The 12,266-nt window shown below is 70.5% G+C and carries 13 protein-coding genes; 4 read left to right on the plus strand and 9 right to left on the minus strand.

The genetic code is table 11. The annotated features are described in order from the left end of the window. Positions 1–14 precede the first annotated feature (14 nt). A complete protein-coding gene (ybeY, locus tag L6E10_RS31125; RefSeq protein ID WP_090100474.1) occupies positions 15–560 on the minus strand; it encodes an rRNA maturation RNase YbeY in 546 nt (181 codons plus the stop codon). Between the two features lie 5 nt (positions 561–565). Next, positions 566–1,615 carry a PhoH family protein gene (locus tag L6E10_RS31130; protein WP_236223708.1) on the minus strand — a complete coding sequence of 350 codons (1,050 nt, stop codon included), beginning with the start codon at positions 1,613–1,615 and terminating at the stop codon, positions 566–568. 145 nt (positions 1,616–1,760) lie between these two features. On the opposite strand from L6E10_RS31130, the gene L6E10_RS31135 reads away from it, so the two are divergent. Next, a complete protein-coding gene (locus L6E10_RS31135) occupies positions 1,761–2,510 on the plus strand; it encodes a GNAT family N-acetyltransferase (RefSeq protein WP_236223709.1) in 750 nt (249 codons plus the stop codon). 15 nt (positions 2,511–2,525) lie between these two features. Further along, positions 2,526–3,308 carry a GNAT family N-acetyltransferase gene (locus L6E10_RS31140; RefSeq protein ID WP_236223710.1) on the plus strand — a complete coding sequence of 261 codons (783 nt, stop codon included), beginning with the start codon at positions 2,526–2,528 and terminating at the stop codon, positions 3,306–3,308. Here L6E10_RS31140 and L6E10_RS31145 read toward each other — a convergent pair. From L6E10_RS31145 to hrcA, 6 genes are all read right to left on the minus strand, one after another. After that, positions 3,305–3,622, minus strand: coding sequence for a histidine triad nucleotide-binding protein (locus tag L6E10_RS31145; protein WP_236223711.1), 318 nt, complete (start codon positions 3,620–3,622; stop codon positions 3,305–3,307). The genes L6E10_RS31140 and L6E10_RS31145 overlap by 4 nt on opposite strands. A gap of 9 nt (positions 3,623–3,631) precedes the next feature. Then, positions 3,632–4,222, minus strand: coding sequence for a TetR/AcrR family transcriptional regulator (locus L6E10_RS39960; protein ID WP_236223712.1), 591 nt, complete (start codon positions 4,220–4,222; stop codon positions 3,632–3,634). 9 nt (positions 4,223–4,231) lie between these two features. Further along, positions 4,232–4,888 (minus strand): S9 family peptidase, encoded by a 657-nt coding sequence (locus L6E10_RS31155; protein ID WP_236223713.1) that lies wholly within the window; start codon positions 4,886–4,888, stop codon positions 4,232–4,234. Between the two features lie 505 nt (positions 4,889–5,393). After that, positions 5,394–6,125 (minus strand): 16S rRNA (uracil(1498)-N(3))-methyltransferase, encoded by a 732-nt coding sequence (locus tag L6E10_RS31160; protein WP_236223714.1) that lies wholly within the window; start codon positions 6,123–6,125, stop codon positions 5,394–5,396. Continuing rightward, positions 6,122–7,270: a molecular chaperone DnaJ gene (gene dnaJ / locus L6E10_RS31165; RefSeq protein ID WP_236223762.1), complete on the minus strand. Its 1,149-nt coding sequence runs from the start codon at positions 7,268–7,270 to the stop codon at positions 6,122–6,124. The genes L6E10_RS31160 and dnaJ overlap by 4 nt, the downstream gene beginning before the upstream one ends. A 42-nt stretch (positions 7,271–7,312) precedes the next feature. Beyond that, positions 7,313–8,335: a heat-inducible transcriptional repressor HrcA gene (gene hrcA / locus L6E10_RS31170; protein ID WP_236223715.1), complete on the minus strand. Its 1,023-nt coding sequence runs from the start codon at positions 8,333–8,335 to the stop codon at positions 7,313–7,315. Between the two features lie 154 nt (positions 8,336–8,489). On the opposite strand from hrcA, the gene L6E10_RS31175 reads away from it, so the two are divergent. Both L6E10_RS31175 and L6E10_RS31180 read left to right on the plus strand, forming a co-directional pair. Beyond that, on the plus strand, positions 8,490–10,667 hold the full coding sequence (locus tag L6E10_RS31175) for a DUF262 domain-containing protein (RefSeq protein ID WP_236223716.1): 2,178 nt from the start codon (positions 8,490–8,492) through the stop codon (positions 10,665–10,667). A 9-nt stretch (positions 10,668–10,676) separates the two neighbouring features. Then, entirely contained in the window at positions 10,677–10,892 is a 216-nt protein-coding gene (locus tag L6E10_RS31180) for a hypothetical protein (protein WP_236223717.1), read from the plus strand. A gap of 9 nt (positions 10,893–10,901) precedes the next feature. On the opposite strand, the gene hemW is transcribed toward L6E10_RS31180, so the two are convergent. After that, the gene (hemW, locus tag L6E10_RS31185; protein ID WP_236223718.1) at positions 10,902–12,110 is read right to left on the minus strand and encodes a radical SAM family heme chaperone HemW; all 1,209 of its coding nucleotides are present in this window, start codon (positions 12,108–12,110) and stop codon (positions 10,902–10,904) included. Between the last annotated feature and the right edge of the window lie 156 nt (positions 12,111–12,266).

Consider the following 12,266-nt stretch of genomic DNA (forward strand, 5'->3'; position numbering starts at 1 on the left):
TCTCTAGGGGGACTTCAGACTTCTTCGTTCTTCTCGTCGAGCCCGACCGCGCCGAGCACCTTGTCGTCGGCGCTGCGCTGGTGCGCGGCCCGCTGGGCCTCGTCACGCGCGGTGCGGAAGTCCGCGAGGATGCGGTTCTGCAGGGTGAACATCTCGCGTTCCTCGGCGGGCTCGGCGTGGTCGTAGCCGAGCAGGTGCAGCACGCCGTGCACCGTCAGCAGGTGCAGCTCGTCCAGCAGGCTGTGACCGGCCTTCTTGGCCTGGTCCTTGGCGAACGCGGGGCACAGCACGATGTCCCCGAGCAGCGCGGGACCGAGCCCCGCGGCGTCGGGCCGGCGCGCGGAGTCCAGCTCGTCCATGGGGAAGGCCATGACGTCCGTCGGACCCGGCAGGTCCATCCAGCGCTCGTGCAGGTCCGCCATCACGTCCAGCTCGACGAGGAGGACGGACAGCTCGGCCAGCGGGCTCACGCCCATGCGGTCCAGCGCGAAGCGGGCGGCGGAGACGATGGAACCCTCGTCGACCCCGACACCCGACTCGTTGGCGATCTCGATGCTCACGGCGCCTATCGTCCCCGCCGCTGGTTCCCCCGCCTTGCACCGGGTCCGTGGTGCTGCGTGTTCTGGTCGATCGCGTCCTGCTGGACCTGCCACTTGTCGTACGCGTCGACGATGTCGCCGACCAGGCGGTGGCGCACCACGTCCTGGCTGGTCAGCTCCGAGAAGTGCACGTCCTCGACGCCGTCGAGGATGTCCCGCACGACCCGGAGGCCGCTGCGCTGGCCACCCGGGAGGTCGACCTGGGTCGTGTCGCCCGTCACCACCATCTTGGAGCCGAAGCCCAGCCGGGTGAGGAACATCTTCATCTGCTCGGGCGTGGTGTTCTGCGCCTCGTCGAGGATGATGAACGCGTCGTTCAACGACCGGCCGCGCATGAACGCCAAGGGCGCCACCTCGATCGTCCCCGCCTGCGTGAGGCGCGGGATCGACTCCGGGTCGACCATGTCGTGCAGCGCGTCGTACAGCGGGCGCAGGTACGGGTCGATCTTCTCGTAGAGCGTGCCGGGCAGGTAGCCCAGCCGCTCGCCGGCCTCGACGGCCGGACGGGTGAGGATGATGCGGTTGACCTGCTTGGCCTGCAGCGCCTGCACGGCCTTGGCCATGGCGAGGTAGGTCTTGCCGGTGCCGGCGGGGCCGATGCCGAACACGACCGTGTTCTTGTCGATCGCGTCGACGTAGTGCTTCTGGTTCAGCGTCTTCGGCCTGATCGTGCGGCCTCGGCGGCTCACGATGTCGAGGCTCAGCACCTCCGCGGGCGACTCGACGTCGGTCTCGCTCAGCATCGCGACGATGCGGCGGACGGCGTTCTGGTCGATGACCTGGCCGCGGCTCGCGAGGGTGATGAGCTCGGAGAAGACGCGTTCGGCGAAGGCCACGTCGGCGGGGTCGCCGGACAAGGTGATCTCGTTCCCGCGCACGTGCACGTCGGCGTCGAGCAGTTCCTCCGCGAGCCGGAGGTTCTCGTCGCGCGACCCGAGCAGCGTGAGCACCGCGCCTTCCGGCACGGCGAACCGGGACTGACCTTCCTTGTTGCTCTGCTGTGTTTCTTCGGCCACGTGGCCCCGGCCTGCTTCCTGTCGCTCGGATCTGGTGGCGTCGATGCTAGTCCGGCCGAAAATGGGTGGCTACCGCTTTGCTCACCGTGTGTGCTCATCGACCGTGGAGATCCGCAGGCTTGGCGTTGACGACGTACCCGAGTGCATGAAGCTCATCACAGACCGGGGCTGGACCTGGACGCCCGCGCAGTGGGAGATGATGCTCGCCCTCGGCCCCGGTTACGGCGCCTTCGACTCGTCCGGACTGGTCGGCACGGCTTTGACGACGCCTTATCCCGAGATGCAGGCGATCAGCGGCGTTCTGGTGGCGTCCTGGGCGGAGCGCCGGGGCATCGGCACGCGGCTGATGGCGAGAACGCTGGAGGTCAGTCCCTCGGTTCTGTACGCGACGACGATGGGGGAACCGCTGTACGCCCGGCTCGGCTTTCACCCGGTCGGGGCATCGGTCTCCTACCACGGCGTGTTCACCGGTTCCGCTCCCGGCGTGTCGCGGCCGGGCACGCCCTCGGACGTCCCGGTCCTCGCCGGGCTCGACCGCGAGGCCAGCGGGTACACGCGGCCCGCGCTCTGGGACCGGCTGCTCGACCCGTCGTCGCCGTACGACGTGCTGGTGTCGGACTTCGCCGTGGTCGCCACCAGGCCGAACCCCACCGGCGTCACGATCGGGCCGCTGATCGCGCCGGACGCCGCGGCCGCCTGCGAGTTGCTCGCGGACGTGACGGCCGGTCGTGGTGACGTCCGGGTGGACACCGGCAGCGCCGACGTGGCCGCGTTCCTGCTGGAGAACGGCTTCGGCAAGATCGAGGGCGGCTGCACGCTGATGGTGCACGGCGCCGCGAACGTGCCGGGTGACCGCGCGCGCTACTTCGCGCCCGCCTCACACGCGCTCGGATGACCCCCGGGGGACCCTGTGGAACTGCGCAGACTGACGAAGGACGACATCACCGCGTGCTCCGACCTGGCCGAGAGCCGGTCGTGGCCGCGTGAGGAGAGCAAGTGGGAGTTCCTGCTCGCGCACGGCGAGGGCTGGGGACTGTTCGACGAGCGGGGTCTCGTCGGGACGACGATCGTGACGCACTACCCGGAGCTGGCGGCGATCAGCATGGTGCTGGTCGCCGAGCGCGCGGCGCGGCAGGGGCACGCCCGCCGGTTGGTGTCGCACGTGCTGGGCACGGGTGTCTCGACGTTGTTCGCGACGGACATGGGCCGTCCGCTGTACGAGCAACTGGGCTTCCACGCCGTCGGCTTCACCGACATCCACGCGGGCACGTTCACGGGCCCGGCGGCCGGTGTGTCGCGTCTCGCCGCGGAGGCGGACCTCGACGACGTGGTCGCGCTCGACACGAAGGTCACCGGCATCACGCGGCCGTACCTGTGGGAGTCGTTGCTGAGGATGGGCACCATCCGGATCTCCGACCACGGCGTCGCGGGCACGTGGCAGGTCCGCGCCCAGCGGATGCTCATCGGGCCGGTCATCGCGGACACGCCGGCGGACACGTGCGCGCTCATCGCCGACTGCGCCGCGGGTGTCCCGAGCGTGCGCGTCGACGTGCACGACCCGGAGGTGATCGCGTTCGTCCGTGCGAACGGGATGGAGTCGTGGGACGAGGCCACCTGGATGGTCAGGGGCGCGGAGCAGCTGCCCGGTGACCGCGCCCGCTACCGCGCTCCCCTGCTGCAGGCGCTGGGTTAGAGGCGCCGGCCGCCCAGCAGGTGCAGGTGGGCGTGGAACACCTCCTGCCCGCTGTCCGGTCCGGTGTTGAACAGCAGCCGGTAGCCCGACTCTGCGACGCCCTCGGCCTCGGCGACCTGCTTCGCGGCGGCGAAGAGGTCGCCGAGCTGGTCACCGTCGAGGTCGACGGCGTTCGGCACGTGCTCGCGCGGGATGAGCAGCACGTGCACGGGTGCCTTGGGCTGGATGTCGCGGAACGCGAGCGTCGTCTCGGTCTCGTGCACGACGGTCGCGGGGATCTCACTGCCGACGATGCGGCAGAACAAACAGGACATGCCCCGACGCTAGGCGAAGATGCGGTCGAGCTGCTCGTCGACGGCCTCGACCACGTCCGCGGCGGTGAGCTCGTCGGGCCCGAGGCCGTGGTGGATGTTGAGGCCGTCGACCAGCGCGACGAGGCGCCGGGCGGCCTTGATCGGCACGACGCCGTCCCGCAGCTCACCGGCTTCCTGCGCCGCCGTGAGCACCTGTGCGATCCCGTCGTACAGCTCGCGTGTGCCGCGGCGTTCCAGCTCGTGCAACGTCGGTTCGACCATCGCCCGCGGGAGGAACGACAGCAGCACCGCGGCCTCCGTCCGGCGTTCGTCGTCCACCGCCAGCATCTCGTGGGCGAGGGCCCGCACCACCTCGCGGTGGCCGGCGGTGGCGTCGATCCGCTCCAGCCGTGCGAGGAACCGCCGGTACGCGAGCTCCATCGCGAACCCCAGCAACGCGTTCTGCGTCGGGAAGTAGTGCCGCAGGGACCCGCTCGACCACCCGGACTCCGCTGCCACGGCGCGCACCGAGGCGTGGCCGATGCCGTCGCGCCGCACGATGCGCCACACCGCCTCGGCGAGCTCGCGGCGGCGTTGCTCGTGGTCGACAACCTTGGGCACCGGCCTTTTCTAGCAGTCGCGGGCGAGCCCGTGGACAGCCGTCCGGCACCGCTCCCAGGCCTCGGTCCCCGGCGTGATCACGTCCATGTGCCCGGCTCCCCCGACGACCACGAGCTCGGCCTGCGGCTCGGCGGCGCAGAACGCGACAGACTGCTCGACGGGCACGTCCTCGTCGCGGTCGCCGTGCACGCAGACAACCGGCTTGCCGATGGGGATCAGCGCGGTCGGCGAGGCCTCGGCGAACTGCTCCTCGGTGCACAGCTCGAGCGCCCGCGGCGTGATGTGGCGGGTGAAGTCCAGCACCGCCGCCTGGGCGACCGCCCCGGCCACGCGCGCGCTGTTCTTGGCCGCCCACACGGCGAGGTGGCCGCCCGCGCTGTGGCCGAGCGTCACGACGGGCCCGAGGTCGACGGCGTCGATGGCGGCGAGGACGTCCTGCCCCGTCCGCGGCCATCCCCCGCCGCCGCTCACCCGGCGGTACTCGATGTTCCAGACGGCGAACCCGTCGGCGACGAGCACGTCGGCGAGCGGGCGGCCGAGTTCGAGGCCGTAGCGCTGGTGCCAGAAACCACCGTGAATGACGACAACGGCACCCTGGGCAACACCGTTCGGAAGGGAAAGCTCGCCGAACTGACTGGGGTGGTCACCGTAAGCAATTCTCTGCACACGCAGAAAGTACGGGAAAAAGGCGCCGCCGAACTTGTCGGACCTCGTGAGTACGTTGAAACGCAGGGGTTCCCAGTCAGGGGGTACCCCTGCGAAAGCGTGCCCGCACGCGTGCGTGAAGTCTGCGGCGCGTTCCGGGAGCCTGAAACCCAAAGACTGCAACACAGTCCGAGATGCTGCCGCCCAAGCCCGTGACCTGCACTGAGAGCCACCGCGTGGTGACTCATCACATCATCCCTGCGCGCGACGCGAAGTCTTCGAGCCCCGAAAACAAAAGGGGCGCCTCGCGGTCCGAAGCCTGGGGGTCGCTTCGCCGCGAGGCGCCGACGCCGGACCGAGGGGGGAGGTGTCCGGCGAGTCCTTTGTCAGAAGGCCCAATCGTCTACTCCGTTTCCGGATAGACCAATCAGCCCCTCTGCCATCCAGGGTAACCCCACCCGCCTGGGATTCGCTACAACTTCCGTCAAGCCAATCCATCCGGTGTTCATCTTCGGAGTGATCGGGGTCACCACCGTGACGTGAGTACCCCGATCGCACCGAGAGCAACCGCGGCGGCGGTGGATGCACGCAGAACGGTTGGGCCCAACCGGACGATTCGGGCACCCGAAGATCGCAACGTGTCGAGCTCCTCCTGCGTGATCCCGCCCTCGGGACCGACGACGAGCAGCACGTCTCCGGACTCGGGCAGCTCGACGTCGGCGAGCCGCTCGGTGGCGCTCTCGTGCAACACGAGCGTCAACGCCGAGGACGACACGCGATGGGAGAGCTGTGTCGTGCTCACGGGTTCGTCGACCGACGGCACTCGCGAGCGCCGGGCCTGTTTCGCCGCCTCGCGGACCGTGGACCGCCAGCGTCCCAGCGCTTTCGCGCCGCGCGGGCCGTCCTCCCACTTCGTGATGCACCGGGAGGCGCGCCACGGCACCACACCGTCCACGCCGGCCTCGGTGGCCAGTTCGACGGCGAGCTCGCCCCGGTCGCCCTTCACCAGCGCCTGGGCGAGCACGACGCGCGGCGACGGTTCGGGCTCGACCCAGCGCTCGAGCACGCGCAGCGACAGCTCGGCGCGGTCCACCGCCGTCACCGAGCACCGCACCTGCGTGCCGGAGCCGTCGGACAGCACGAGCTCCTCACCGACGCGCAGCCGCTTGACCGTCGCGGCGTGCCGGCCTTCCGGGCCGTCCAGCACGAACTCCTCGCCGGACGGCAGCGCCTCGACGAGGAAGACCGGCAGGGTCACCGGTTGCCGCGCGAGGCCCGCAGGCGCGAGAACAGCCCGCCGCCGCCCTTGCCGTTGTGCGACAGCGAGGGTTCGCTCTCGCCGCGCAGCTCGGCCAGATCGCGCAGCAGCGAGGCCTGCGCCGCGTCGAGCTTCGTCGGGACGACGACCTCGAGGTGCACGTGCAGGTCGCCACGGCCGTCGACGCGGCCGGTGGAGCGCAGCTTCGGCATGCCGCGGCCCGTGAGCACGAGCTGCGTGTTCGGCTGCGTGCCGGGCTCGATCTGCAGCTCTTCCTCGCCGTCGAGCGTCTTCAGCGGCAACGTGGCGCCCAGGGCGGCCGTCGTCATCGGGATCTGCACGACGCAGTGCAGGTCGGAGCCGTCGCGTTCGAAGATCTCGTGCGGGTGCTCCTCGACCTCGACGTAGAGGTCGCCGGCCGGGCCACCGCCGGGGCCGACCTCGCCCTGGCCCGCGAGGCGCACGCGCATGCCCTCGGCGACACCGGCGGGGATGTTCACGGAGATCGTGCGGCGCGACCGCGTGCGGCCGTCACCGGCGCACTGCTGGCACGGGTCGGGGATGACCTCGCCGAAGCCGCGGCAGACCGGGCACGGGCGCGACGTCACGACCTGGCCGAGGAACGAGCGCTGCACCGACTGGACCTCGCCGCGGCCGTGGCAGGTGTCGCACTGGACGGGCTTGGAGTCGTTCTGCGTGCCCGCGCCGTGGCAGCGGTCGCAGAGGATCGCCGTGTCGACCGTCAGCTCGCGCGTGGCACCCGCCGCGCACTCCTCCAGCGTCATGTCGAGCCGGATGAGCGCGTCGGAACCGGGCTGCACGCGGCTGCGCGGCCCGCGGCCACCACCGGACGTCGCGCCGAAGAACGCGTCCATGATGTCGCCGAGACCGAAGCCGGAGAACGGGTCACCGCCGGGGCGGCCACCGCCGCCCGAGTCGAGGGGGTCGCCACCCAGGTCGACGACGCGGCGCTTCTCGGGGTTCGACAACACCTCGTAGGCGGCCGTCACCTCCTTGAAGCGGGCCTCCTCGTTGGGATTGACGTCCGGGTGCAGCTGCCTCGCGAGCTTGCGATAGGCGCGCTTGATCTCATCCTGTGTCGCGTTCTGCGAAACACCGAGGATGCCGTAGTAATCCCTGGCCACCTTGTTCGCTTTCGTGTTCATCTTTCAGATCAAAGTCCTGGTTCAACGACCGGTCAGGATCTCACCGACGTAGTTGGCGACCGCACGCACGGCCGCCATGGTCCCGGGGTAGTCCATGCGCGTCGGTCCGACGACGCCGAGGCCACCGAGGGGGTTGTCGCGGCTGCCGTAGCCGATGGACACCACGGAGGTGCTGCGCATCTCGGCCGCCTCGTTCTCCTCGCCGATGCGCACGAGCACACGACCGGGGTCGCGGCTCGCGGCGAGCAGCTTGAGCACGACGACCTGTTCCTCGAGCGCCTCCAGCACCTGCCGGAGCGAGCCGGGGAAGTCCGTGATGTTGCGCGTGAGGTTGGCGGTGCCGCCGAGCACGAGCCGTTCCTCGGGGTGCTCCACCAGTGTCTCGATCAGCACGGTGGCCACCCGCAGCATCGGGTCGCGCAGGGTCGTCGGCACCTCGTCGGGCAGTTCGGCGACCTTGGCACTGGCGTCGGCCAGCCGCTGCCCCGCCATCGCCTGGTTCAGCACACCGCGCAACTGAGCCGTGTGCTCCTCGCTGATCACGTCGCCCAGCTCGACGATCCGCTGGTCGACGCGGCCGGTGTCGGTGATCAGCACCAGCATCAGCCGCGACGGCGTGATCGGCAGCACCTCCAGGTGGCGCACGGCCGCGCGGGACAGCGTCGGCACCTGGATCACCGCCACCTGCCGGGTGAGCTGCGCGAGCAACCGCACGCTGCGGCGCATCACGTCGTCGAGGTCGAGCGCCCCGTCCAGGAAGCTGCGGATCGCCCGCTTCTCCGCCTGCGAGAGCGGCTTGACCTCGCTCAACTTGTCGACGAAGAGCCGGTACCCCTTGTCCGTGGGCACGCGCCCGGCGCTGGTGTGCGGCTGGGCGATGTAGCCCTCGTCCTCCAGCGCCGCCATGTCGTTGCGCACCGTCGCGCTCGACACACCCAGGTTGTGCCGCTCCACCAGGGCCTTCGACCCGACGGGCTCCTGGTTGGACACGTAGTCGGCGACTATGGCGCGCAGCACCTCGAACCGACGCTCATCGGCGTTCACCGCTGTTCACCTCCGTGTCCACTACTTCCCGAGTTTACCCAGCCGGATTCGTGACCGGTGCCCGCTCCGAGGTCCTGCTCGGTCACCGGGGCCGTTCGAGTGATCGGCGGGCGGAAGAACTCCGAGCCGACGCCTCGCAGCTAACTTGCGCAGGGTGGTCATCGCGCGCGAAACGACGCTCAAGGATCTCCTGAACGGCTCGAAGCAGTACCGGGTCCCGCTCTACCAGCGCACCTACTCCTGGCAGGAGGAGCAGCTCTCCCGGCTCTGGGACGACGTCGTCCGGCTGGCGGAGATCCGGGTCACCCAGCACGCGGCCACCCACTTCATCGGCTCCGTCGTCTTCGCGCCGAGTCCGGGCAACGGCCCGATCGGTGTGCCGCAGTACCTGGTCGTCGACGGTCAGCAGCGGCTCACCACGCTGACGCTGCTGTTGTGCGCCATCCGAGACCACCGCGCCGCGCACGAAGGACCGCAGCACCGCCACCGGATCAACGACCTGTACCTGATGAACCCGCACGAGCCGGAGCAACACCGGCTCAGGGTCGTGCCGACGCAGACGGACCGCGACTCCTACCTGGCGTGCGTCGACTCGACGCCCCACGCCGGGGCCAGCGACCCGATCGGCACCGCCCACCGGTTCTTCGCCGCGCGGATCGCCGAGCTGACCGGCCCGCTCGACGCCGAGCGGGCCGAGGACGCCGTCACCCGCGGGCTGGTGCTGGTGTCGATCACCACCCGCCCCGGCGACAACGCCCACCGGATCTTCGAGTCGTTGAACAACACCGGCGCCGCTCTCACCCAGGCCGACCTGCTGCGCAACCACCTCTTCATGCGCCTGCCGACCCGCGGTGAGCGCGTCCACCGGTCGCTCTGGCTCCCACTGCAGTCCGAGCTGGAGCCAGGAGAACTCGACCTGCTCTTCTGGCTCGACCTCGTCCAGCGCGACCCGAGGGTCAAGCAGGGCGACACCTACGCGGGTCAGCAGGCCCGGCTCGACCGGTTGCGGGGCGAGGAGGACGTCGAGGCCGAGGTGGCCAGGCTGTGCGGCCTGGGCAGGCTGCTCCGCAGAATCCTGAGCCCGGACGCCGAACCTGACCCCGCGGTGCGCACGAGGCTGCAACGGCTGAAGGACTGGGGCACCACGACGGTCCACCCGCTGCTGCTGCACCTGCTCGACCGCAGGCAACGGGGAACCGCCACCTCCGACGAGATCGCGGCGGCGATGCTCCACGTCGAGAGCTTCCTGGTGCGACGTCTGCTCATCGGTCGCGCCACGGCGAACATCAACAGGATCCTGCTCTCGGCGGTCACCGAGCTGGACGGCACGCAGCCGGTGGACCAGGCGGTGCGCGCCCACCTGTCGGCCGGAAGGAAGTACTTCGCCGGCGACGACGAGGTGCGCGCCGCGGTACGTGCGGTCCCGTACTACCTGAACGGCCGGCCGCACCAGCGCGCGGCGGTCCTGCGGTGGCTGGAGGTCGGGTACCGCAGCAAGGAGCCCGTCGAGCTCACCTCGCTGACCATCGAGCACGTCCTGCCGCAGACCTCCACCGATGCGTGGGAGCAGGCCGTCAGCGCTGACCTGGAGCCCGGCGAGTCGTACGAGCAGGTGCACGACGCCCTGGTGCACACGCTCGGCAACCTGACCCTCACCGGCTACAACTCGGAGCTGAGCAACAGCCCGTTCGACGTCAAGAAGGCCCAGCTCGCGAAGAGCGGACTCGTGATGAACCAGCACATCGCCGCACAGGCCGAATGGGGCAGGCCGCAGATCCTCGCGAGGGCCGACGCGCTGGCGGAGCGCGTCATCGCCCTCTGGCCCGGACCGTTGGACGTCACGTCCGCGCCCCCCGCCGCCGTCAACCAGGGGTCGCTGGAGCAGCGGTTCTTCGTCCAGGTGCACGACAAGCAGGGCGAGGACGTCGCCGCGGCGGTCCGGGAGGTGGCGGAGAGGTGGTGCGAGCTCGGCGGGAGCCTCGAGCTGGGCACCGGCCGCAGCGAGACCTCGTGCTTCCTGATCGCCAGGGAGAAGGGCGAGGAAGGCGGCAACATCTGGCCGTTCGCGATCTACCCGAGCGGCAGGGTCGAGGTGGTGTTCCAGCACCTCCGCGTCCGCCCGCCGTTCGACGAGGTCACGATGCGCGAAGAGCTCCGGCAGCGGCTGAACGGCGCGCCCGGCGTGGACATCGCCGCCGCGAAGATCGAGCTGCGGCCGAGCTTTCCGCTGAAGGTCCTCCTGGACCCCGGCGCACGTGCGGTGGTGCTGGAGACCTTGAAGTGGTTCTACGAGCGGGCTCGCTCGACGGTTTTTGTCGGTGGTGCTCGCTAGGGTCCAAACGTGGGCAACGTGGTGTGGCTCCGGCCACCTGAGGAGGACGGCCCGGCACCGGGGAGGGCGTGCCTGGTCCACAGCGAGGACGAGTGGTGGGAGGGCACCGTCGTCTGGGAGCGGGCCCGGCGGGCGGACGGGTTGTGGTGGGGCACCGCGACCTACCGCAAGCACGGGCAGGTCGTCGTCGAGGTGTTCAGCCAGCACGACCTGCGCGCTCGCTGAACCGGGAGGTCAGGGCAGCAGGCGGCGCACGACGGCGTCGGCCAGCAGGCGGCCCCGGTCCGTCAGCACGCAGCGGTCGTCGTGCGGCTCGAGCAGGCCGTCGGCGATCGCCTGCTTCGCCTCCTCGCGGCCCGGCTCGTCCAGCACGTCCATCGGCAGGCCGGAGGCGAGGCGCAGTTCCAGCAGCACCCGTTCCACGCGCTGGTCCTCGGCGGACAGCACCTCGCGACCGGCGGCCGGGGACGCGCCCGAAGCGAGCAGGGACGAGTAGCGGGCCGGGTGCTTCACGTTCCAGAAGCGCACGCCGCCGACGTGGCTGTGGGCGCCGGGGCCGAAGCCCCACCAGTCGGCGCCCTTCCAGTACAGGACGTTGTGCCGGCACCGGGCGGCTTCGGAGGTGGCCCAGTTGGAGACCTCGTACCAGGAGAAGCCGGCGCCCGAGAGCACCGAGTCGACCATCTCGTAGGACGAGGCGAGCACGTCGTCGTCCGGCATCGGCAGGTCGCCGCGGCGGATGCGGCGGGCCAGGCCGGTGCCGTCCTCCACGATCAACGCGTAGGCGGACACGTGGTCGACGCCCGCGGCCAGCACGGCGTCCAGGGAGGCGGCCAGGTCCGAGGGCCGCTCCCCCGGCGTGCCGTAGATGAGGTCGAGGTTCACGTGTTCGAAGCCGGCCGTGCGGGCCTCGCGTGCGGCATCGACCGGACGGCCGGGCGTGTGTTTGCGGTCCAGCACCTGCAACACGTGCCGTGCGGCGGACTGCATTCCCAGGGACACACGGGTGTAGCCGGAGGCGAGGATGCCCTCGAAGAACGAAGGTGAGGTCGACTCCGGGTTCGACTCCGTCGTCACCTCGGCGCCGGGCGCGAGGCCGAACGACTGGCGCACGGCGTCGAGCACGTCGCCCAGGCCGGAGGCGCCCAGCAACGACGGGGTGCCTCCGCCGACGAACACCGTCTCGGCCTGGACGGGGGTGCCGAGGACGGACGCGGCCAGGTCCAGTTCGCGGCGCAGGCCCTCCAGCCACGACTCGGGTGACGCGGAAGTGCCTAGTTCGCCGGGCGTGTAGGTGTTGAAGTCGCAGTAGCCGCAACGGGTTGCGCAGAACGGCACGTGCACGTAGATGCCGAAGGGGCGTGAGCCGACACCGGCGACGGCAGAAGGGGGGAGCGAACCGTCGGCGGGCGCGGGCTCGCCATCGGGCAAAGCGGAGGGCATGACTCCCAGTGTCCCCTACACGCCCCAATGGCGGTGTTCGACCAGGGGAAGTGTCTGTCGGTGACAGAGATGTCACGGAGTGAAACCAGCCTGAGATGTCAACTCCTCCTCGTCGATCCCAGCATTCGGTTGGCGGTGGACCACGCTCTGGACGGC

The sequence above is a fragment of the Lentzea sp. CC55 genome (genome assembly GCF_021056325.1).
Classification (GTDB): Bacteria; Actinomycetota; Actinomycetes; order Mycobacteriales; family Pseudonocardiaceae; genus Lentzea; species Lentzea jiangxiensis.

What these genes read in the sequence shown, in the direction of transcription:
- hemW (WP_236223718.1), bottom strand. Translation starts at nt 12,110, where the DNA reads ATGCCCTCCGCTTTGCCCGATGGCGAGCCCGCGCCCGCCGACGGTTCG.
- L6E10_RS31145 (WP_236223711.1), bottom strand. Translation starts at nt 3,622, where the DNA reads ATGTCCTGTTTGTTCTGCCGCATCGTCGGCAGTGAGATCCCCGCGACC.
- L6E10_RS31135 (WP_236223709.1), top strand. Translation starts at nt 1,761, where the DNA reads ATGAAGCTCATCACAGACCGGGGCTGGACCTGGACGCCCGCGCAGTGG.